Raw genomic sequence first — 20,634 nt, 5'->3', positions numbered from 1 at the left:
GATTGGCTGCAATAGCTAACTTCATGCTCTACGGGGAATACTGGGTGCGTAGTCTTTCAGTAATAAATAAGTTGCGGTTGTTAGGTGCAAGTATCTGCCTGTGTTTTTCCCATGTTGCCGCGGCGGACGGCATGCTGCCGGAAACTTCGGTGGTTATTCTTTTTGAAGAACAGGGCGAGGCCACGATAAATATCAGGAATACCGATGCGGGGCCGGCACTTCTTCACTCGGTTGTGGAGAACGTTCCCGAAGATGAGGAGCCCTTATTGATCGTTACGCCCCCTATCACGCGTGTAGAAGCGGGTGAAATCCAATTAGTGCGTTTTATTGCCACTTTGAAAGAACCGTTGAAGACCCAGCGATTGAAACGCGTGTCCTTTGAGGGGATTCCACAGGCGCGCGCCAAAACGGGTGCGACCATTGGTATCACCGTTCGGCAGAACCTGCCGCTGATCCTGCACCCCAAAGACTTGCCTCGGCATGATTCGCCTTGGGAACTGTTGAAGTGGAGCCGTGCAGGGGAGCGTCTCACCGTTCACAACGAAAGCGCTTATGTGGTGCGCCTGCTGCCGGATGTACAGCTTCTTCCCCAAAGGGCCATGGCCACTTTGCCTCGCACCTACATTTTGCCGGGGGAAGTGCTGACGGCACAGGTTGAGGGCACCCTGGGCGGCTTGGCCGAAGTCGAGTTCCAACCCGCCACGGTCTACGGCTTTTCGGTAGACCGCTACCGAGCGCCGATCAATGTCGATGGGAGTTGATCGGCTCATGGCTAACTTGTCGAATAGAAGCCTTGCAGCTTCTTGTTGGCCGCGTCGACCCACGTTACTCATGGGGTTTGCGACGCTGTGGAGTTTGCCCAGCCTCGTCTCTGCGCTTGAGTTGGGAGAGGGTTTCGACGTCGCGGCACTGACTACCTACGGAATCGACCCCAAGGTCTCGGACTATTTTCGCAGTGCGGCGCGTTTTCGCGAAGGTACCCAGGTTGTGGGGCTACGGGTCAATGGCAACCCGCTCGGGCTGGTGGATGCGCGGTTCGACTCGCAAGGCCAATTGTGTTTTACCCCAGGGTTGCTGGAGAAAGCCGGCTTGGTGCAGCCGCGTGAAATCGTTCGTGAAGGCAACACTGCCGATGACGCTTGTCATGATTTCCTCGGTGCCTTCCCGACGACGATGGTGCGGCTGCGACCCGGCATCGATGAAGTGGCACTGGTGGTGCCGACCCAATCGTTTCGTGAGCCGCAATGGGAGGCCGGAAATTTCGCCCATGGCGGCACGGCGGCCCTGTTCAACTATGACGTGCTGGGTTTCGACAGCCGCTCGCGCAGTGGGGCCCGCCGGTTCGTATCGGCTTATACCGAGGCTGGCTTCAATTTGGGCGACTGGATTGTGCGCAGTCGTCAGTTCTATGTCGCTGACAATGGTAATACCCGTACTGAGCACCTTTATGCCTACGCCCAGCGAGACATCGCTGCATTGCGATCGACTTTCCAGGCGGGGCAGATCTCCACCAACAACCCATTGTTCGGTGGTATCCAGCTATCGGGCGTGCAATTTTCTCCTGACGGCCAGTCGCGGGTGCCGGCGGGTAGTAACAATGCCGTCGTAGAAGGCCTGGCCCAGAGCCAATCGCGGATTGAAGTGCGCCAGTCCGGCGTGTTGATTCACAGCACGCTCGTGCCTGAAGGCCCCTTCCGGCTGACGGGGCTGCCTTTGCTCAATGGCACCAGCGACCTGGAAGTCAGTGTCATCGATGTACGAGGTGCCAAGCGCAGTTTCGTGGTTCCGGCGGCTTCGTTTGCGGGCGCCGCACCGGCGGCTCCCGGCTATTACTTTTCCCTTGGCAAGGTGCGGGAAAACGCATCCGAAAGCGGGGCGTCGCCCGTGGTTGCCGTGGGCAGCGGCACATGGGGCCTGGGGCGTGACTCGTCTGCGGGCTTTGGCCTGTTGAGTACCGATGAATACTGGTCGTCTGGCGGCACGCTGAGCAGCGTGTTTTTCCAGCGCGTTTCCGTGGGCGCACGTCACAATCTGTCCCACGACAGTCGTAATGCACTCTCGGGGTCACGCAGCAGCGTGTCCGTGAGCAGCCCGGTTATCGCCGATATCGATGTCAGCCTGAGCGCAACTACCCAGACCCGTGGTTATCGTGAGGTGCTTGAAGCCGGGCGTTCATCCAGGGTCGAGGGCGTGGGTTCTCGCTTCAAGAATCAATTTACGGCGGGCATGAACTGGGTAGACCCCACGCTTGGCGGCTTTTCGGTAGGTTACACCCGCAGCGCCCAATTCGACGGGCATATGGCCGAGCATGTGTTCGCGGCGTGGAACAAGTCATACCGCTATGCCGACGTCGCGCTGATCGGCGACTCGCAGGTGGGCGGCACTCGGGCCCGCCGTGATGCCCCGGGTGACCGTCCCCGCCGCGATTCTGCGCAGGAAGATGGGTTGTCCTTGCGGCTGGAGGTTCGTGTGCCATTGGGGGCTGATCGGCGTGTGAGCAGCTATATCAGTCGTCAAGGGGGCCAGTCCCGCGCAGGTAGCTCATTCAGTGAGCGGGTCAATGAGTACGTGAGTTATGACTTGGGCGTCGAACGCGATCTTAGTCGTCAGGAACAATCGATCCGGGCCAATGTGGACGTGCTGCCGCGATATGCCCGAGCCGGGTTGGGTATCAGTCGTGACCCGCAGGGCACCACCTATTCAGGACAAGTTCAGGGTGGCGTGGTGGCCCATCAGGGTGGGCTGACCTTCTCGCCTTATACCGTACAGGACACCTTCGGCATCGTCTCGGTGGGTGACATTGGCGCTGCAAAAATCGATACCCCGCAAGGTCCGGTGTGGACCGACTTCACCGGACAGGCGGTGCTCGCCGATTTACCCGCCTACACCAACAGTCGTATCGAGGTGCAAACCCAGTCCTTGCCAAAACGTGTCGATCTGAAGAACGGCACCCAAGTGCTGGCTGCAGGCCGAGGCTCCGTCAATAACGTTACTTTCGATGTCGTGACTGTTCGCCGCGTGCTGCTGAGTGCTAGCGATCAACAAGGGCGGCCGCTGCCTCAGGGCGCTTCTGTATTCGACAAAAACAATCGGTTCCTGACTACTGTGGTGGGTGACGGCATGATTTTCCTCAACGATGGCAATGACGCCCAAATACTGCGGGTTCTGTTGCCGGACTCTTCCTCTTGCCTGCTCAACCTTGCCCCCCAGTCGAAGGTCGACAATGACAAGTTCTACGAGACCGGTTCGGCGGTGTGCCATGGCCGTTAAGCTGAGAAGCATGGGCTTCGTGCTGATTTGTGTCGCGTTGTTAGCCGAAGGGGCACAGGCGCAAAACTGCCGGCTGTCCGTAAGTCAGCCGCGTGTCGACTACGGTGTTATTCGCAGGGAGGCGCTTGTCGAACCCCCTTCAATCGCGCTCGGCACGCGCATGGTGCAACTGAACGTACTGTGTGAGGAGCCAGCGGCCATCGCGTTGCGATTTACCGGTGCAGCCAATGGGCAAGGTTTTCGGTTTGGCCGTCAGGGGCGTTTCAGCCTGACCCTCAAGCACGCCCAGTTGGATGGGCGTACTGTCGAGTGGACGCAGGCACACTTGCCCGGTGAGACCGCCAGCGGGCAGTTATTGCCAGGACAGGCCCTGGTGGCACGAGGGACCGGCCGGCGATTGAGCGCCCAGGTGGCAATCGATACCCACCTGCCCGCTGACGCGTTACATGTTCGCAATCAAACGGTGCTGGAGGGGCAGGGCAGTTTCGAGCTGGTCAGCCCGGCTGCTCCACAGAACCGATGAAATTGGCCAACTCGGCGGTTTGCGGGTTGGCGAACAGCACCTTCGGGTCGCCCACTTCATGCACCTTGCCCTGGTGCATGAACACCAGCTTGTCGCCGACTTCACGGGCGAAGCGCATCTCGTGGGTCACCATGATCAGGGTCATGCCGTCCTTGGCCAATTGGCGCACCACGCTGAGCACTTCATTGACCAGTTCCGGGTCGAGGGCCGAGGTGATTTCGTCGCATAACAGCACCTTGGGCGACATGGCCAAGGCGCGCGCAATCGCCACGCGTTGTTGCTGGCCGCCGGACAAGCGATCAGGGAAAGCGTCGAATTTTTCGCCCAGCCCGACGCGCTCCAGCATTTGCCTGGCCAATTGCGCCGCTTTGGCTTTCGGTACTTTCTGCACCACTTGCGGCGCGAGCATGACGTTCTCGCCTACCGTCAGGTGCGGGAACAGGTTGAACTGCTGGAACACCATGCCGACTTTCTGCCGCAGGCTGCGCAGGTCGGCGCGGGCGGCGTCGAGGTACTCGCCATCGACCTCGATCACGCCGTCGTTGATGGACTCCAGGCCGTTGAGCGTGCGCAGCAACGTGGATTTGCCCGAGCCACTGCGGCCAATGATCGCCACCACCTGGCCTTCATCCACGGTCAGGTCGATGCCCTTGAGCACATGGTGATCGCCGTAATACTTATGCAGGGCGGAAATTCTAAGCAGAGGCATGCAGTCTCCTTTCCAGGTAGCGAGCACTGAGGGACAGGGGGTAGCAGAGTAAAAAGTAACCAAGGGCCACCAGGCCGTAGACCATGAAGGGTTCGAAGGTGGCGTTGGCGAGCATGCCGCCGGTCTTGGTCAGTTCGGTGAAGCCGATGATCGAGGTCACGGCGGTGCCCTTGACCACCTGTACCGAGAAGCCCACCGTCGGCGCCACGGCAATGCGCAGTGCCTGGGGCAGGATCACATAGCGCAGTTGCTCCAGCGGATTGAGCGCCAGGCTGGCCGACGCTTCCCATTGCCCGTGGGCGATGGAGTCGACGCAGCCGCGCCAGATCTCGGCGAGGTAGGCGCTGGTGAACAACGTCAGGGCAATCGCCGCCGCTAGCCAGGGCGAGATATCCACACCCAGCAGGGCTATGCCGAAAAACACCAGGAACAGCTGCATCAACAGCGGCGTGCCCTGGAACAGCTCAATGTAGGTGCGGGCGACATTGCGCGGGAAGGCTTTGCGACTGATGCGCATCGTCATCACCAGCAAGCCGATCACGCCGCCCCCGACAAACGCCACCACCGACAGCAGCAGCGTCCATTGCAGGCCGGTGGCCAGGTTGCGCACGATGTCCCAGAACGAGAAATCACTCATCGACTGTTCCTCATCACAAAGCGGCGACCGATCCAGTTGAGCAACTGGCGAATCATCAGCGCCATGCACAGGTACACCAGGGTGGTCAGGGCATAGGTTTCGAACGCACGGAAGTTGCGCGACTGGATAAAGTTGGCGGCAAAGCTCAGTTCCTCAGTGGCGATCTGCGAGCACACCGCCGAGCCGAGCATTACGATGATGATCTGGCTGCTCAGGGCCGGCCACACCTTGCCCAGCGCCGGCAGCAGTACCACGTGGCGGAAGGCTTCGAAGCGCGTCATCGCCAGCGCCGCAGCGGCTTCCAGCTGCCCGCGAGGAATGGCCTGGATACCGGCGCGGATGATTTCCGTGGAGTAGGCCCCCAGGTTGATCACCATCGCCAGCACGGCGGCTTGCCACTCGGTGATCTTCAGCCCCAGGGACGGCAGGCCGAAGAAGATGAAGAACAACTGCACCAGGAACGGCGTGTTGCGGATCAACTCGACATAAACGCCGAAGAACCAGGCGAACGGCTGGATTTTCCACGCCCGCACCACAGCGCCGACGGTGCCCAGGGCCACGCCGAGGATGGCGCCGATGGCCGTGAGCTCGAGGGTGAACAGTGCGCCGCGCAGCAGCAGGTCGGTGTTGGCCAGCACCGGCACAAAGTCAAATTGATACGCCATGAGTCAGCTCCGCTTTCAGAGATCGGCGGGCAGTGGCTCTTTCAGCCATTGCATAGCGTTCTTTTCCAGGCTGCCATCGGCCTTGGCCGCGACCAGGATCTGGTTGACCTTATCCAGCAAGGCCGGCTCGTTCTTGTTCACGCCCACGTACACCGGCGAGTCTTTGAGCTTTACCTTCAGCGCGGGTACGCGTTTTGGGTTGCGTTCGCTGATCGCCACCATTACCACGTTGCCGCTGGCAATCAGGTCGACCTGGCCGGCCAGGTAGGCGGCGATGGTCGAGTTGTTGTCTTCGAAGCGCTTGATCGTGGCTTCCTTGGGGGCGACGGCGGTCAGTTCGATATCTTCGATGGCGCCACGGGTCACGCTGATGGTTTTGCCCTTGAGGTCGTCGGTGCTACTGATGGCGGCTTCAGGCGGGCCGAACACGGCCAGGTAGAACGGCGCGTAGGCCTTGGAGAAGTCGATGACCTTTTCCCGCTCAGGGTTCTTGCCCAGGCTGGAGATCACCAGATCGACCTTGCCGGTGGTGAGGAACGGAATACGATTGGTGCTGTTGACCGGGGTCAGTTCCAGCTTGACCTTGAGCTGGTCGGCCAGCAGCTTGGCGGTGTCGATGTCCAGGCCACGTGGCTTCATGTCAGGGCCGACCGAGCCGAAGGGCGGGAAGTCCTGGGGTACGGCGACCTTGAGGGTGCCACGGGCGACGATGTCGTCCAGACCATTGGCCTGGGCGGGTGCCTGGCTCAGCATCAGGCTGGCAAACAGGGCAGTAAGCAGGGCGCTGTAGCGCTTGGTCATGGCAACACTCCGAGAAGGGCGAAGGGATTTTCTGGGTTTGCCCAGTGCACAGCCCATGCCATCACCCTCAGAATCGTCTGCAGGGCCAGTATTTGTTGAGTTTTGGTGGTCGGACTGGTCTGAACAGTGTCGGGGCTTTGCGCACTGTTTTCGAGCGTCGGCAAAACCCCGCGAGCCCCTTTGGGGCGTGGCTTGCCGCCCGCCGCGAATAGCTTTACAACTAGCCACTCAGTTGACTGGAACCTTGAGTTTTTTATGAATTCCATCGCCCAAGCCGTACCGGAAGCGGCCCTGCAGGCCATTCGCAAACTGATCAAGGAGCAAGGCTTCGGACCGGGCGATGCACTGCCGTCCCAACGTGACCTGGCAGTGCAGTTGGGGGTGAGCCGAGCGTCGTTGCGTGAGGCATTGTCGTCCCTCAGTGCGTTGGGTGTGGTCAGTGTGCAGCCGGGCAAGGGCGTGTTCGTGCAGGCGGTCGAGGAGTCACCGGGATTCGCCTGGCCCTTCGCGGCGCAGGCTACGCCACTGGATATCTTCCAGTTGCGCTATGCCCTGGAAGGTTTTGCGGCGGGGTTGGCGGCGGTGACGCTGACCCTCGATGAGTTGGACAGCCTGGAAGACAATGTCGAGGCCATGCGCAAGGTGCTCAAGGCCGGCGACTTCGAAGCCGCCGCCAGGCTCGACTTCGAATTTCACCAGCGCATCCTGCTCGCCAGCGGCAACCAGGCGATGGTGAGCATTCTGAGCGCGAGTGCCGAAGTTTTTCTGGAGAGTCAGAAGCTACCGTTCATCCGACCGGAGCGGGCCATGGAAACCTGGCAGGAGCACCGCCGGATAGTGCGCGCGCTGGCCCGGCGCGCCAGCGCGGCGGCGCAAAAAACCATGCAGGAGCACGTACGCAATGCGGCGTTGCGCACCGGCATAGCCTTCGTGACTCCCATAACGCCCTGAGTTGGGCTATACCCAGACTCATGGGCCATCATAGGAAGACTCAATCAGAGGCGGCTTCCTGAACGGGGGAAGGGCGGCTATGATGGGCCACGTTTTTTTTGCTTACAATCCGGAGACATCCATGAGCAACGATCTTATCAAGCACGTCACCGACGCGACCTTTGAGGCCGAAGTACTCAAGGCTCAAGGCCCGGTGCTGGTTGACTACTGGGCTGAATGGTGCGGCCCTTGCAAAATGATCGCTCCAGTCCTGGACGACATTGCGACCACCTACGAAGGCAAGCTGACCATTGCCAAGTTGAACATCGACGACAACCAGGAAACCCCGGCCAAGCACGGCGTGCGTGGCATCCCGACCCTGATGCTGTTCAAGAACGGCAACGTCGAAGCGACCAAGGTAGGCGCGCTGTCGAAGTCTCAGCTGCAAGCTTTCCTCGACGCGAACATCTAAGCGTCCTCAAAAAAGCCCCGCAAAATAGCGGGGCTTTTTCGTGAAACAGGGCTAGACGCTCCGAAACTCAAGTGGTACATTCGGCCCCGCACTGGTTTCTCCACTGCCCCCTGCAAGCCGTCGCCGACGCATTCCTTTTCGATTAGTACGCGATCCTGTCGCCTTCTCTGCGGCGCGGCCTCATTAAGCCAAAAGCTTAATTTCCCCCCTCCATAAATGATTACGTCATTCCTATATGAATCTGACTGAACTCAAGCAAAAGCCGATTACCGACCTGCTCCAATTGGCCGAAGAAATGGGCATAGAAAATATGGCCCGTTCGCGCAAGCAGGACGTGATTTTCTCCCTGCTCAAGAAGCACGCGAAAAGCGGCGAGGAAATCTCCGGTGATGGCGTGCTGGAGATTCTCCAGGACGGCTTCGGCTTCCTCCGCTCTGCTGACGCGTCCTATCTCGCCGGCCCAGACGATATCTACGTCTCGCCAAGCCAGATCCGTCGCTTCAACTTGCGCACCGGTGACACCATCGTTGGCAAGATCCGCCCACCGAAGGAAGGCGAGCGTTATTTCGCCCTGCTCAAGGTCGACACGATCAACTTCGATCGTCCCGAGAACGCGAAAAACAAGATTCTCTTCGAGAACCTGACCCCGCTGTTCCCGACCGTGCGCATGAAGATGGAAGCCGGTAACGGTTCCACCGAAGACCTGACCGGCCGTGTGATCGACCTGTGCGCCCCGATCGGCAAAGGCCAGCGTGGCCTGATCGTCGCCCCGCCGAAAGCCGGTAAGACCATCATGCTGCAGAACATTGCCGCGAACATCGCGCGTAACAATCCTGAAGTTCACCTGATCGTGCTGCTGATCGATGAGCGTCCGGAAGAAGTAACCGAAATGCAGCGCACCGTGCGCGGCGAAGTGGTTGCCTCCACGTTCGATGAGCCGCCAACCCGCCACGTGCAGGTTGCCGAAATGGTGATCGAGAAGGCCAAGCGCCTGGTCGAACACAAGAAGGACGTGGTGATCCTGCTCGACTCCATCACCCGTCTGGCCCGTGCCTACAACACCGTGATCCCGAGCTCCGGCAAGGTATTGACCGGTGGTGTCGATGCCCACGCCCTGGAGAAACCGAAACGTTTCTTCGGTGCCGCGCGGAACATCGAAGAAGGCGGCTCGCTGACCATTATCGCCACCGCACTGGTTGAAACCGGTTCGAAGATGGACGAAGTGATCTACGAAGAGTTCAAGGGTACCGGCAACATGGAACTGCCACTGGATCGTCGCATCGCGGAAAAACGCGTGTTCCCGGCGATCAACATCAACCGTTCCGGCACCCGCCGCGAAGAGTTGCTGACCGCTGACGACGAACTGCAGCGCATGTGGATCCTGCGCAAGCTGCTGCACCCGATGGACGAAGTAGCCGCCATCGAGTTCCTGGTCGACAAGCTGAAAACCACCAAGACCAACGACGAGTTCTTCCTGTCGATGAAGCGTAAGTAGTACGACGTTTCAGGTCGAAAAAATGGCGCACCAAGGGGCGCCATTTTTTTGCGCCAAAAAAGGGAGGTTTGTGCGGCATAAGTGTCAGTTAAGAAACAAAAAAGGGGAGTGAGGCTACGCTCACTCCCATTCGTATCAGGTTGACTACGTTTTATGACTGTTCTTGCTTACCGAAGAGACATCGATGGGCTGCGCGCCGTTGCAGTGCTGGCTGTGGTGCTGTTCCATTTTGGGGTGCCCGGTGTAACAGGCGGCTTCGTCGGTGTAGATGTATTTTTCGTGATTTCAGGGTTCCTGATCACCTCGATCATCTGTCGGGAACGCCAGGCCGGGCGCTTCAGCTTTGTGGATTTCTGGGCGCGGCGTGCCCGGCGCATCCTGCCGGCGCTGTTTGTCATGATGGCGGCCACCCTGGTGGGGGGCTGGTTCCTGTTGGCGCCCAAGGACTACGAGGAGCTTGGGCGGTCGGTGCACTACCAGGCGATCTTCACCTCCAACCTGCTGTTTTCTCGCCAGCACGGTTACTTTGAGGCGGCCTCCGACATCAAGCCGTTGTTGCACACTTGGTCGCTGGCGGTCGAAGAGCAGTTTTACATCATCTTCCCGCTGCTGTTGACCTTGCTGGCCAGTCGCCTGAAGCATTGGCGCCTGGCGCTATTCGGGATTTTGCTGGTGTCGTTCGGCATGAGCCTGTGGGCGGTAGTCCATGCGCCGCAAAAGGCGTTCTACCTGTTGCATCTGCGTGCCTGGGAGTTGCTGGCCGGCGCCATGCTGGCGGTGATGCCCCTGCGTGAATGGCGAGCGTCGCCCGCTCTGGCCCAAGGGATCAGCCTGTTGTCGATGACACTGATACTGATCGCCGTTTTAGTCTTCGATTCAGCCACACCGTTTCCCGGTGCGGCCGCGTTGTTGCCGGTGCTGGGTGTGGTCGGGCTGATCTGGGCCAACGGCCAGCAACCCACCTGGGTCGGGCGCCTGCTGAGTTCACGGGTGATGGTGGGCGTGGGGTTGATTTCCTACTCCTGGTACCTGTGGCACTGGCCGGTGTTCGTGTATGCCAGCTATGCCGCGGTTGATGGCCTGAGCCCGCTTGAATTGGGCGGTCTGATGCTGCTGAGCCTGGTGTTGGGCTACCTGTCCTGGCGTTTTGTGGAAACTCCGTTTCGGGAGAAGCGCCTGCTGCCCGGGCGTAAGGCGATTCTGGCGGCGGCGTGCGTCGGGATCCTGTGCCTCGGCATCACAGGTGTGGCGTTGCGCAAGGCCGACGGTGTGCCATCGCGCTTATCCGAGCAGGCCCTGCGTTATGCCCAGGCAAAAAAGTGGAGCCCGGAGTTGATGGCGTGCATGGCCGACAAAGACACGCCCGACGAGCGGCTGTTCTGTTATTTCGGTTCTAAAGACAGCGCGGTTTCCGCATTGGTATGGGGTGACAGTCACGCCACGGCCTTGATTCCAGCACTTGAGATGGCGGCCAAGCGGCACGACATCAGCCTGGTAGAGGCCAGTTTTGCGGGTTGCGTGCCTTTGGATGGCCTGGAAAACATTGCCCGCTGCGCCCATTTCAATCATCGCGTGGAAAAAGCGCTGGCCGAGCGATCCTTCAGCGATGTGGTGCTGGCGGCGCGCTGGAGCTTGTACCTCTATGGGCAGATGTCAGGTGACAAAGAGCACGCGCTCAAGGACCCCGCGACAGGACAATACGTGCGTGCCATCGCTGAGCAACGCTTCGCTGAGGGGCTGCGCGAGCGCATCAAGGATTTGCGCGCAGCAGGCCATAGAGTATGGCTGATCAAGGAGGTGCCGCTGCAGGAAATCATCGTGCCTTACCGGCTCAGTCGCCTGGCGATGATGCACCGGCCGGTGGACCGAGAAGGCCTGCCCGTGGCCGAGCACCTCAAGCGCCAAGCCTTTATCTCCCAGCTGTTTGACGAGTTGGCAGCGGCCGACAGCGGTGTCACGGTGCTCGACCCCGCGCCCTTGCTGTGCGGCGCCGATGGCTTGTGCCGGGTTGAGTTCAACGGCCGAGCGCTGTACACCGATGACAATCACCTCTCTGATGCCGGTGCGCGGCACGTCGAGGCCTTCCTGGAACCGTTGTTTCGTTCGCTGCAATCACGAGGGCTAACGGCCAATTAAGCTGCCAGCCGCCTTCAGAGCAGGTAGGATGTACGCCTATTTTACGGGTGGCATGGTTAATGAAATTCAAGGATCTTCGGGATTTCGTGCAGCAACTTGAGCAGCGCGGAGAGTTGAAACGTATTCAGATGCCGATTTCCCCGGTGCTGGAAATGACTGAGATTTGCGACCGTACCCTGCGCAACAAGGGCCCGGCGCTGCTGTTCGAGAACCCGACCGGCTTTGATATCCCGGTGCTCGGCAACCTGTTCGGTACGCCGGAGCGCGTGGCCTTCGGCATGGGCGCCGAGTCGGTCAGCGAATTGCGCGAGATCGGCAAGCTGCTGGCCTTCCTCAAGGAGCCCGAGCCGCCCAAGGGCCTCAAGGATGCCTGGTCGAAGCTGCCGATCTTCCGCAAGATCATTGCCATGGCCCCCAAAGTGGTCAAGGACGCGGTGTGCCAGGAGGTGGTCATCGAAGGCGATGACGTCGATCTCGCCATGCTGCCGGTGCAGACCTGCTGGCCCGGCGACGTCGGCCCGCTGATCACCTGGGGCCTGACCGTCACCAAAGGCCCGAACAAGGACCGCCAGAACCTCGGCATCTACCGCCAGCAAGTGATCGGCCGCAACAAGGTCATCATGCGCTGGCTGAGCCACCGTGGCGGCGCGCTGGACTACCGTGAGTGGTGCGAGAAGTATCCCGGCAAACCCTTCCCGGTCTCCGTGGCCCTGGGTGCCGACCCCGCCACCATCCTCGGTGCCGTGACCCCAGTGCCCGACAGCCTGTCCGAATACGCCTTCGCCGGTCTGCTGCGCGGTAACCGAACCGAGCTGGTGAAATGCCGCGGCAACGACCTGCAAGTACCGGCCACTGCCGAAATCATCCTCGAAGGCGTGATCCACCCGGGTGAAATGGCCGATGAAGGCCCTTACGGCGACCACACCGGCTACTACAACGAAGTCGACAGCTTCCCGGTGTTCACCGTCGAGCGCATCACCCATCGGATCAAACCGATCTACCACAGCACCTACACCGGCCGGCCGCCGGACGAGCCGGCGATTCTCGGCGTGGCACTCAACGAAGTGTTCGTGCCGATTCTGCAGAAGCAATTCCCGGAGATCACTGACTTCTACCTGCCGCCGGAAGGCTGCTCGTACCGCATGGCCATCGTGACCATGAAAAAGTCGTACCCAGGTCATGCCAAGCGGGTAATGCTCGGTGTGTGGTCGTTTTTGCGACAGTTCATGTACACCAAGTTCGTTATTGTCACCGACGACGACATCAACGCCCGCGACTGGAACGACGTGATCTGGGCCATCACCACGCGCATGGACCCCAAGCGCGACACGGTGATGATCGACAACACGCCAATCGACTACCTCGACTTCGCTTCGCCGGTGTCGGGCCTGGGTTCGAAGATGGGCCTGGATGCCACCCACAAATGGCCGGGTGAAACCACCCGCGAGTGGGGCCGGGTGATCGTCAAGGATGAAGCCGTCACTGCCCGTGTCGATGCGATCTGGAAAGAATTGGGAATAGATTGATGCGTGTAACCCTGCAACCTTCCGGCGCCGTGCTGGAGCTGGTCCCTGGCGAGCGAATCCTCGAAGGCGCACGCCGCCTGGGCTACGAGTGCCCACAGGCCTGTCGCAACGGTGTGTGCCATGTGTGCGCCGCGCTGTTGGTGGAAGGCCGCGTGCAGCAGGCCGGTGAAGTGCGTGATCACGGTGAGTTCTACACCTGCATTGCCGAGCCGCTGGAAGATTGCATTGTGTTGTGGGATGGCGTGCTGGCGCCGGGAGAGTTGCCGTTGCGCAAGCTGTCGTGCCAATTGAGTGAATGCGTAGAGGTCGGTGGCGATGTGTGGCGGGTGCGCCTGCGTGCGCCGGCTGGCAAGGCGGTGCGTTACCACGCCGGGCAATACCTGATGATCGAGCGGGAGAATGGCGAGAAATCCGCGTTCTCCCTGGCGTCGGCGCCTCATGCCGGGCGTGAGCTGGAGTTACATGTACTGGCCCGCGAGGACAGCGCGCGCACTTTGCTTGCGCAACTGCAGCGCAACCAGATGGCCCGCGTCGAGCTGCCGTTTGGCGACACCCACCTGGCCGAGCTGCCCGATGGGCCGCTGGTGTTGATCGCCGCCGGCACCGGCATGGCGCAGATGCACAGTCTGATCGAACATTGCCGCGCCTCCGGCTTCAAGCACCCGGTGCACCTGTACTGGGGCGTGCGTCGCCCGGAAGATTTCTACGAGATCGAACACTGGGATCAGTGGCTGCAACTGCCCAACCTGTTCCTGCACAAAGTCGTCAGCGATCTGTGCGGTTGGGAAGGGCGCTGCGGGTTGTTGCATGAAGCGGTGTGCGAAGATATTGCCGACCTCAAGTCGGTGCACGTCTACGCCAGCGGCTCACCGGCCATGATCTATGGCACTTTGGATGCGTTGGTCGAAGCCGGCATGGATGCGCACCAGATGCGGGCTGATGTGTTTGCCTATGCGCCGCGTGCTTAAAATCGTACGCCGGTCGTCACCATCGCTGCATTGAACCCCAGCAACACCAATTCCGCCGCCACCGGCCCGTAATGGGCGCCCACCGACGGAATGATCACCGGCGCCACGCCGAAACGGTTCAACGGGATCTTGTCGCGGTACTTGCCGCGATAGCCCTGGATCGCCCCACCGGTCAGCTTCAGGTACACCGGAGAGTCCGCCAGGTCGTAGCGTTTACCCGCGTACGCGTAGAACGAGCGCTGGCTGAACGAGTTGCGAAACGTCGCCCCGCCATACACAAAACCTGAGGCTTCATTGCGCTCCAGGCCGATCAGGTCCTGGTTGTTGTTGTGGTCCGGGTCCGGCGCAAAGTGCCGGGTGTAGACGCTGGTCTGGGCGTACCAGAAACCTTTGTCGTCCTCGGTGGCTGGTGCTTCGCCCGCCAGAGCGGTGGTGGCCTGGGCCAGGAACAGCAGGCCAGGCAGTCGGAATTTTTTCATGGGTGCGACCTCGATAGTCGGTTTGACAGGCGGCTAGGTGGGTCGGGACGTGTGCGCTATTTTGACGGCTTGGCGCGTTCCCAGGCTGAACCGGGGCTGAAACTATCGGGATTGGCACGCGCAATCCTGACGAATGGGCGAGTTTGCATATGCAATCGCTTATGCTTTAAAGGTATTTAATTTGTTACATGAATATCCTTAAGCTATATCGCAACGGACTACCGACTCATTCACAACCACCAATCACTGACCGCCACCGCCCGCCAGCCGGACCGATCGTATGAACTCAGAACGCGACGTTCTGGTTTTTTGATTCAAAGGGGAGCGGTATGGGGAGCTACAAGCAACACGCGCTGTACACGGCGATTTTGTCAGCCAATTTGCTGACCGTCGTGGGGTTCAATCCTGTCTTCGCGGCCGAAACCTCGGCTACCGATGCACCCAGGCTCGACACCGTGATCGTCACCGGCACCCGAGCCCAGGAGCGTACGGCCAGTGCTTCGCTGTCACCCATCGATGTGATTTCCGGCGATACCCTGCGCAGCACCGGCTCCGATGAGCTGGGCGCAGTGCTGGCGCGGCTGATTCCGTCGATCAACTTCCCGCGCCCGAGCCTGGTGGACGGTGCTGAGCTGGTGCGTCCTGCGCAGTTGCGTGGCCTGTCGCCAGATCAGGTGCTGGTGCTGGTCAATGGCAAGCGTCGCCATACCAGCGCGTTCGTCAACCTGGGCGGTGCGGTGGGTCGCGGCTCGGCGCCGGCGGACCTGAATGCGATCCCGCTGTCGGCGGTAGACCATATCGAGGTACTGCGCGATGGCGCTTCCGCGCGCTACGGCTCGGACGCCATTGCCGGGGTGATCAACGTGATCCTCAAGCACGCCGACCATGGCGGATCGATCTCTACCAAGTTCGGCGAATACAAGAAGGGCGACGGTATCCAGCGTAATGTCAGCGGCAATACTGGCCTGGCGTTGGGCGATAACGGCTTTATCAACCTCTCGGCCGAAGGTGCCGATAACGATTACACCAACCGTGCGGGAGATGATTACCGCCCAGGCAGTGTCGGCTCCACCACCTACGGCCAGCGCGTGTTTCGCCAGGGTGAACCGGCCACCAATGAAGGCAAGTTCCAGTTCAACTCGGAATATTCGTTCAACGATGCCGCCGATTTCTACACCTTCGGCGGCTACAGTAAGCGGCGCGGTGAGACGGCGGCGTTCTACCGGGCGAGCAACGCGTCCAATAACATCCCGGCGCTCAACCCCAACGGTTATCTGCCGCTGATCAAGGGCAACCTGGAAGACACCTCGCTGGTGGTGGGCCTGCGTGGGCTGTTGGCCTACGACTGGCATTACGACCTGTCGGCCAACTACGGCAAGAACCAATACGAGCTGGGCACGGAAACCATCAACACCTCCCTGGGCCTGGCCACGCCGCGCAAGTTCGACAACGGCACCCTGAGCAACGACCAGAAGCAAGTCAGCCTCGACCTGTCCCGTGAGTTCGACGTGGGCTTGCTGCCATACCCGGTCTCCGTGGCCTTTGGCGGTGAATACCTGCGCCAGGGTTACGAGATTGAAGCGGGTGAACCGGCGTCCTACTACCAGACCGGCAGCTCGGGCCTCGGTGGCTTCCGTGATGCCGACGCCGGCAGCAGTTCGCGCCACAACTGGGCCCAGTACCTGGACCTGGAAACCAACTTCACCGAAAAACTCAGCGCATCGGCCGCCGTGCGGCATGAGGATTACAGTGACTTCGGTTCCAATGTCAGCGGCTCGCTGTCGGCCCGTTACGACTTCACCCCGCAGGTGGCCTTGCGCGGCAGTATCTCCAACGGTTTCCGCGCACCGTCCCTGGCGCAGCAGAACTTCGCGTTTACCTCGTCGCAGTTGATCGGCAGTGACATCCGCGAGGCCGGCACCTTCCCGGCGTCGAGCCAGGTGGCCCGCCTGCTGGGCGCGGAAGATCTCAAGGCCGAGAAGTCGCGCAACTACAGCCTTGGCCTGGTACTGGAACCTGCCGACGACCTGACGGTAACGGTGGACGTGTACCGCATCGATATCCGCGACCGTATCAGTCTGTCGTCCAACCTCAACCTGGACCCGGCCACCCAGGCCTATCTGCGCGCCAATGGTGTCGGCAATATCAACTACACCACTGCCCGCTACTTCACCAACGCCACCGACACCAGCACCGACGGCATCGACCTGGTGGCCAACTATCGCTATCAGTTCGATAACGGCATCCGTTGGAACAGCACCGTAGGCTACAACTACAACCACACCCGGGTGACGGACGTGAAGCCCAACCCGGCCATCCTCGATAGCCTGGGTGCCAACCTGGTGCGGGTGGACCGTCGCGAGAAGAGCGGTTTGTTGGGCGATACCACGCCTGAACACAAACTGAGCCTGGGTAACGACTTCACATTCGGCAATTGGGCGCTGCACAGTAACCTGGTGCGCTATGGTGAATTCACCAGCTACCAGGCCGACAAGGTCAACGACCAGACCTTCAAGGCGGCCTGGGTCCTGGATTTGTCGGCGGACTACAAGTTGAAGAACTGGACCTTCACCCTGGGCGGCGACAACGTCACCGATAAATATCCGGAGAAGGTCAACGCGTTTGCCAGCAGCGGTGGGAATTTGGCCTATAGCACTTTTTCGCCGTACGGTTACAGCGGTGCGTTCTATTACGGTAAAGTTGCCTACAACTGGTAAAGCACAGGAGACCTAAGCGATTTGCCATGACCGTTATTGAATCCGATCTCTTGCAATTGGCTTACCCTCCGCGGCTCGATCTTGGGCCGCAACTCACTCACGAACAGTTGATGAGCTCGATGCAGGCCACTATGGCGCGGCATAAGGGTGGGCCGGTCTGGTTATTCGCTTATGGTTCGCTGATCTGGCGCCCTGAATGCTCCTCGACCGAGCGGGTGCGGGCACGGGTCCACGGTTATCACCGGGGCCTGTACCTGTGGTCCCATGAGCATCGGGGGACACCGGAGTTGCCGGGATTGGTGTTTGGTCTGGATCGCGGCGGCTCCTGCAGCGGGTTTGCCTACCGTTTGCCGGACGATCAGTTGGAGGCCTCGCTGTACGCCCTGTGGCAGCGCGAGATGCCTTACCCGTCCTACCGGCCACACTGGCTCAGCTGCCGTCTGGAAGATGGCAATACCGTACAGGCGCTGGGGTTTGTGTTGGAACGGCACTTGCCCAGTTACGCCGGTAACTTGCCCGATATCGTGCTGAACCATGTGCTGCAAAGCGCTTGCGGGCGTTACGGCACCACTCGCGATTATGTCGAGCAGACCGTCAACGCCCTACGTAGCCACGCCATGCCAGATAAGAACCTGGAGGCGCGGCTCAAGCGCTGTGCAAAGGATTGCCCAGGCGGTTAACGCGCCGAGCTGACGCTGTTGGTGTGCCACAGCGTTGGGATCAGAAAGGCGATTGCCAGCAGGCACGCGCCGATCAGCAGCACGAAACCACCGTCCCAGCCGAAATGGTCCACGGTGTAACCCATGGCCGCACTGGCAGCCACCGAGCCGCCCAGGTAACCGAACAGGCCGGTGAAGCCCGCAGCGGTGCCGGCGGCTTTCTTCGGTGCCAGTTCCAGCGCCTGCAGGCCGATCAGCATCACTGGGCCGTAGATCAGGAAGCCGATGGAGAACAGCGCGATCATGTCGATCATCGGGTTGCCCGGCGGGTTGAGCCAGTACACCAGGGTCGCCACAGTCACCAACGCCATGAACACGATGCCGGTCAGGCCACGGTTGCCACGGAAGATCTTGTCCGACATCCAGCCGCACAACAGCGTGCCCGGGATACCGGCCCACTCATAGAAGAAGTACGCCCACGACGATTTATCCACCGTGAAGTGCTTGGCTTCTTTCAGGTAGGTCGGTGCCCAGTCCAGTACGCCATAGCGCAGCAGGTAGACAAACACGTTGGCGAAGGCGATGTACCACAGCATTTTGTTGCGCAGCACGTACTTGACGAAGATTTCCTTGGCGCTGAATTCGTCTTCGTGGCTGGCGTCGTAGCCTTCCGGGTAATCGTTCTTGTATTGCTCGATTGGCGGCAGGCCTACCGATTGCGGGGTGTCGCGCATGGTGATGAAGGCAAAGGCCGCGACCAGCAACGCCACGGTGGCCGGTACGTAGAACGCCGCGTGCCAGTCGTTGAACCAGGCCATGCCCAGCAGGAACAGCGGGCCGATCAGGCCGCCGCCGACGTTGTGCGCCACGTTCCACACCGACACCACGCCGCCGCGTTCTTTCTGCGACCACCAGTGCACCATGGTCCGTCCACTTGGCGGCCAGCCCATGCCCTGGGCCCAACCGTTGATGAACAGCAAAATGAACATCATGGTCACGCTGGACGTCGCCCAAGGTGCGAAACCGAAAATGAACATCACCCCGGCGGAAACCAGCAGGCCGAAGGGCAGGAAGTAGCGCGGGTTGGAGCGGTCGGACACCAGGCCCATGAGGAACTTGGACAGGCCGTAGGCAATCGCGATAGCCGACATCGCCAGGCCCAGTTCGCCGCGGGTATAGCCCTCGTCGATCAGGTAAGGCATGGCCAGGGAGAAGTTCTTGCGCAGCAGGTAGTACCCGGCGTAACCGAAGAAAATACCGGCGAAGATCTGCCAGCGCAGGCGTCGGTAGGTACTGTCTATTTTTTCTTCAGGCAGGGGCGCCTGATGTGCGGCAGGACGAAAGAAAGCAAACATTCAAGAGCTCCAGATTTCTTGTTTTGACTGCGGATGCGAATGTTACAGTTTCGTTACCGAAAATAGCATCGCCTCTTATCTGTAAACAACAAGAAATGAACCCTAATGAATGTTCCCTTACGAACACCGGAGATCAAAATGTGTGAGGGGGGCTTGCCCCTCCCACATTGACCCTATTTCAAATTTTTTATCGAGTCTGGACGACCACTTTACCAACCGCCTTGCGCTGCCCCAGGTCATTGATTGCCTGGGCGGCCTGTTCCAGCGGATACACCTGCGACACCAACGGCTTCAACTTGCCCTCGCCGTACCAGGTGAACAACTGCTGGAAGTTCGCCGCATTATCCTGCGGCTGGCGCTGAGCGAACGAACCCCAGAACACCCCTACCACCGCCGCGCCTTTGAGCAGCGCCAGGTTCACCGGCAACTCCGGAATGCGCCCGCTGGCAAACCCCACCACCAGCAAGCGGCCGTTCCAGGCGATGGCGCGAATGGCCTGGTCAAACAGGTCGCCCCCCCACCGGGTCGTAGATCACATCGGCGCCATTGCCGTCCGTGAGGCGCTTGATCTCGTCTTTCAGGCTGGCTTCGCTGTAGTTGATCAACTCATCGGCGCCGGCGGCCTTGGCCACCGCGAGTTTGTCGGCGCTGCTGGCGGCGGCGATCACACGGGCGCCCATGGCTTTGCCGATTTCCACGGCGGCCAGGCCCACGCCACCGGAAGCGCCGAGTACCAGCAGGGTTTCGCCGGCTTGCAGGTTGGCCCGTTGCTTGAGCGCGTGCATCGACGTGCCGTAGGTCATGCTGAACGCGGCGGCGGTGTTGAAATCCATGCTCGGCGGGATCGGCAGTACGTTATAGCCCGGCACCGCGACCTGTTCGGCAAAGCTGCCCCAGCCGGTCAGCGCCATGACCCGGTCACCGACTTTCAGGTGGCCGACTTTTTCGCCCACTTCACTGACCACGCCTGCCGCCTCGCCACCCGGCGAGAACGGAAAGGGCGGCTTGAACTGGTACTTGCCCTCGATGATCAGCGTATCCGGGAAGTTGACCCCGGCCGCGTGCACGTCCAGCAGGATTTCGTTCTTCTTGATCGCAGGGCTTGCGACATCTTCCAGCACCAGGGTTTCGGCAGGGCCGAAGGCTTTGCACAGCACAGCTTTCATCGGACTATTCCTTTTGGCGTCGTGGCCGATAAGTGTAGGAGGGTACGCCCGTGGGTCAACGAGCATGCCCAGGCCTGATAAGCCGCCATAAGCTTGTGCTCTGCCTTGCTAGCGTTATGCTACCCG

Annotated in this window: 17 protein-coding genes and 1 pseudogene; 11 read left to right on the top strand and 7 right to left on the bottom strand. The window is 60.4% G+C overall.

Translation table 11 applies throughout. The annotated features are described in order from the left end of the window. Window positions 1–23 precede the first annotated feature (23 nt). Genes K5K89_RS28080 through K5K89_RS28070 form a run of 3 tightly spaced genes read left to right on the top strand, consistent with a single transcriptional unit; the run spans window position 24 to window position 3,793 of the window. The gene (locus K5K89_RS28080; RefSeq protein WP_222540625.1) at window positions 24–761 is read left to right on the top strand and encodes a fimbria/pilus chaperone family protein; all 738 of its coding nucleotides are present in this window, start codon (window positions 24–26) and stop codon (window positions 759–761) included. 7 nt (window positions 762–768) lie between these two features. After that, complete coding sequence (locus K5K89_RS28075) at window positions 769–3,270, top strand: fimbria/pilus outer membrane usher protein (protein WP_222540624.1); 2,502 nt, start codon at window positions 769–771, stop codon at window positions 3,268–3,270. After that, entirely contained in the window at window positions 3,260–3,793 is a 534-nt protein-coding gene (locus tag K5K89_RS28070; RefSeq protein ID WP_222540623.1) for a hypothetical protein, read from the top strand. Before K5K89_RS28075 ends, K5K89_RS28070 begins: the two co-directional genes overlap by 11 nt. On the opposite strand, the gene K5K89_RS28065 is transcribed toward K5K89_RS28070, so the two are convergent. Genes K5K89_RS28065 through K5K89_RS28050 form a run of 4 tightly spaced genes read right to left on the bottom strand, consistent with a single transcriptional unit; the run spans window position 3,765 to window position 6,605 of the window. After that, window positions 3,765–4,502: an amino acid ABC transporter ATP-binding protein gene (locus K5K89_RS28065; RefSeq protein WP_071490467.1), complete on the bottom strand. Its 738-nt coding sequence runs from the start codon at window positions 4,500–4,502 to the stop codon at window positions 3,765–3,767. The genes K5K89_RS28070 and K5K89_RS28065 overlap by 29 nt on opposite strands. Beyond that, window positions 4,489–5,139, bottom strand: coding sequence for an amino acid ABC transporter permease (locus tag K5K89_RS28060; RefSeq protein ID WP_071490466.1), 651 nt, complete (start codon window positions 5,137–5,139; stop codon window positions 4,489–4,491). Before K5K89_RS28060 ends, K5K89_RS28065 begins: the two co-directional genes overlap by 14 nt. Next, the gene (locus K5K89_RS28055; protein ID WP_017736949.1) at window positions 5,136–5,804 is read right to left on the bottom strand and encodes an amino acid ABC transporter permease; all 669 of its coding nucleotides are present in this window, start codon (window positions 5,802–5,804) and stop codon (window positions 5,136–5,138) included. Before K5K89_RS28055 ends, K5K89_RS28060 begins: the two co-directional genes overlap by 4 nt. 15 nt (window positions 5,805–5,819) lie before the next feature. Continuing rightward, window positions 5,820–6,605, bottom strand: a complete 786-nt coding sequence (locus K5K89_RS28050; protein ID WP_071490465.1) for a transporter substrate-binding domain-containing protein — start codon at window positions 6,603–6,605, stop codon at window positions 5,820–5,822. A gap of 255 nt (window positions 6,606–6,860) precedes the next feature. Here K5K89_RS28050 and K5K89_RS28045 point away from each other — a divergent pair, with 255 nt between their 5' ends. The 6 genes from K5K89_RS28045 (at window position 6,861) to K5K89_RS28020 (ending at window position 14,132) form a co-directional block, all read left to right on the top strand. Then, a complete protein-coding gene (locus K5K89_RS28045) occupies window positions 6,861–7,556 on the top strand; it encodes a FadR/GntR family transcriptional regulator (protein WP_092241750.1) in 696 nt (231 codons plus the stop codon). Between the two features lie 121 nt (window positions 7,557–7,677). Continuing rightward, a complete protein-coding gene (gene trxA, locus K5K89_RS28040; protein WP_003213989.1) occupies window positions 7,678–8,007 on the top strand; it encodes a thioredoxin TrxA in 330 nt (109 codons plus the stop codon). A 235-nt stretch (window positions 8,008–8,242) separates the two neighbouring features. Then, the gene (rho, locus tag K5K89_RS28035; RefSeq protein ID WP_016973082.1) at window positions 8,243–9,502 is read left to right on the top strand and encodes a transcription termination factor Rho; all 1,260 of its coding nucleotides are present in this window, start codon (window positions 8,243–8,245) and stop codon (window positions 9,500–9,502) included. A gap of 153 nt (window positions 9,503–9,655) precedes the next feature. Then, window positions 9,656–11,638, top strand: coding sequence for an acyltransferase family protein (locus K5K89_RS28030; protein WP_222540622.1), 1,983 nt, complete (start codon window positions 9,656–9,658; stop codon window positions 11,636–11,638). Window positions 11,639–11,697: 59 nt separating this feature from the next. Beyond that, window positions 11,698–13,164 carry a 4-hydroxy-3-polyprenylbenzoate decarboxylase gene (ubiD, locus tag K5K89_RS28025; protein ID WP_222540621.1) on the top strand — a complete coding sequence of 489 codons (1,467 nt, stop codon included), beginning with the start codon at window positions 11,698–11,700 and terminating at the stop codon, window positions 13,162–13,164. Then, window positions 13,164–14,132 carry a CDP-6-deoxy-delta-3,4-glucoseen reductase gene (locus K5K89_RS28020; RefSeq protein WP_071490462.1) on the top strand — a complete coding sequence of 323 codons (969 nt, stop codon included), beginning with the start codon at window positions 13,164–13,166 and terminating at the stop codon, window positions 14,130–14,132. The genes ubiD and K5K89_RS28020 overlap by 1 nt, the downstream gene beginning before the upstream one ends. On the opposite strand, the gene K5K89_RS28015 is transcribed toward K5K89_RS28020, so the two are convergent. Further along, window positions 14,129–14,611: a sn-glycerol-3-phosphate transporter gene (locus K5K89_RS28015; protein WP_071490461.1), complete on the bottom strand. Its 483-nt coding sequence runs from the start codon at window positions 14,609–14,611 to the stop codon at window positions 14,129–14,131. The genes K5K89_RS28020 and K5K89_RS28015 overlap by 4 nt on opposite strands. Before the next feature lie 329 nt (window positions 14,612–14,940). On the opposite strand from K5K89_RS28015, the gene K5K89_RS28010 reads away from it, so the two are divergent. Beyond that, window positions 14,941–17,328: a TonB-dependent receptor plug domain-containing protein gene (locus K5K89_RS28010; RefSeq protein ID WP_222540620.1), complete on the top strand. Its 2,388-nt coding sequence runs from the start codon at window positions 14,941–14,943 to the stop codon at window positions 17,326–17,328. A 26-nt stretch (window positions 17,329–17,354) separates the two neighbouring features. Continuing rightward, window positions 17,355–18,008, top strand: coding sequence for a gamma-glutamylcyclotransferase (locus K5K89_RS28005; protein WP_092241762.1), 654 nt, complete (start codon window positions 17,355–17,357; stop codon window positions 18,006–18,008). Here K5K89_RS28005 and glpT read toward each other — a convergent pair. Beyond that, window positions 18,005–19,342, bottom strand: a complete 1,338-nt coding sequence (glpT, locus tag K5K89_RS28000) for a glycerol-3-phosphate transporter (RefSeq protein WP_025857408.1) — start codon at window positions 19,340–19,342, stop codon at window positions 18,005–18,007. The two genes, K5K89_RS28005 and glpT, sit on opposite strands and share 4 nt — an antisense overlap. Before the next feature lie 187 nt (window positions 19,343–19,529). Beyond that, window positions 19,530–20,508: pseudogene (locus K5K89_RS27995) on the bottom strand (NADPH:quinone oxidoreductase family protein). Between the last annotated feature and the right edge of the window lie 126 nt (window positions 20,509–20,634).

Source organism: Pseudomonas sp. DR208 (genome assembly GCF_019823005.1).
In the GTDB taxonomy this organism is placed as follows: Bacteria; Pseudomonadota; Gammaproteobacteria; order Pseudomonadales; family Pseudomonadaceae; genus Aquipseudomonas; species Aquipseudomonas extremorientalis.
Note: the sequence above shows the minus strand (reverse complement) of the source record. Positions and strands in the feature narration are given on the sequence as shown.

Bases quoted from the DNA above. Each gene is read 5' to 3' on its own strand.
- K5K89_RS28005 (WP_092241762.1), top strand. From the start codon at position 17,355: ATGACCGTTATTGAATCCGATCTCTTGCAATTGGCTTACCCTCCGCGG.
- glpT (WP_025857408.1), bottom strand. From the start codon at position 19,342: ATGTTTGCTTTCTTTCGTCCTGCCGCACATCAGGCGCCCCTGCCTGAA.
- rho (WP_016973082.1), top strand. From the start codon at position 8,243: ATGAATCTGACTGAACTCAAGCAAAAGCCGATTACCGACCTGCTCCAA.
- K5K89_RS28070 (WP_222540623.1), top strand. From the start codon at position 3,260: ATGGCCGTTAAGCTGAGAAGCATGGGCTTCGTGCTGATTTGTGTCGCG.
- K5K89_RS28015 (WP_071490461.1), bottom strand. From the start codon at position 14,611: ATGAAAAAATTCCGACTGCCTGGCCTGCTGTTCCTGGCCCAGGCCACC.
- trxA (WP_003213989.1), top strand. From the start codon at position 7,678: ATGAGCAACGATCTTATCAAGCACGTCACCGACGCGACCTTTGAGGCC.
- K5K89_RS28050 (WP_071490465.1), bottom strand. From the start codon at position 6,605: ATGACCAAGCGCTACAGCGCCCTGCTTACTGCCCTGTTTGCCAGCCTG.
- K5K89_RS28055 (WP_017736949.1), bottom strand. From the start codon at position 5,804: ATGGCGTATCAATTTGACTTTGTGCCGGTGCTGGCCAACACCGACCTG.
- K5K89_RS28060 (WP_071490466.1), bottom strand. From the start codon at position 5,139: ATGAGTGATTTCTCGTTCTGGGACATCGTGCGCAACCTGGCCACCGGC.
- K5K89_RS28045 (WP_092241750.1), top strand. From the start codon at position 6,861: ATGAATTCCATCGCCCAAGCCGTACCGGAAGCGGCCCTGCAGGCCATT.
- K5K89_RS28075 (WP_222540624.1), top strand. From the start codon at position 769: ATGGCTAACTTGTCGAATAGAAGCCTTGCAGCTTCTTGTTGGCCGCGT.
- K5K89_RS28010 (WP_222540620.1), top strand. From the start codon at position 14,941: ATGGGGAGCTACAAGCAACACGCGCTGTACACGGCGATTTTGTCAGCC.
- K5K89_RS28020 (WP_071490462.1), top strand. From the start codon at position 13,164: ATGCGTGTAACCCTGCAACCTTCCGGCGCCGTGCTGGAGCTGGTCCCT.
- K5K89_RS28065 (WP_071490467.1), bottom strand. From the start codon at position 4,502: ATGCCTCTGCTTAGAATTTCCGCCCTGCATAAGTATTACGGCGATCAC.
- K5K89_RS28030 (WP_222540622.1), top strand. From the start codon at position 9,656: ATGACTGTTCTTGCTTACCGAAGAGACATCGATGGGCTGCGCGCCGTT.
- K5K89_RS28080 (WP_222540625.1), top strand. From the start codon at position 24: ATGCTCTACGGGGAATACTGGGTGCGTAGTCTTTCAGTAATAAATAAG.
- ubiD (WP_222540621.1), top strand. From the start codon at position 11,698: ATGAAATTCAAGGATCTTCGGGATTTCGTGCAGCAACTTGAGCAGCGC.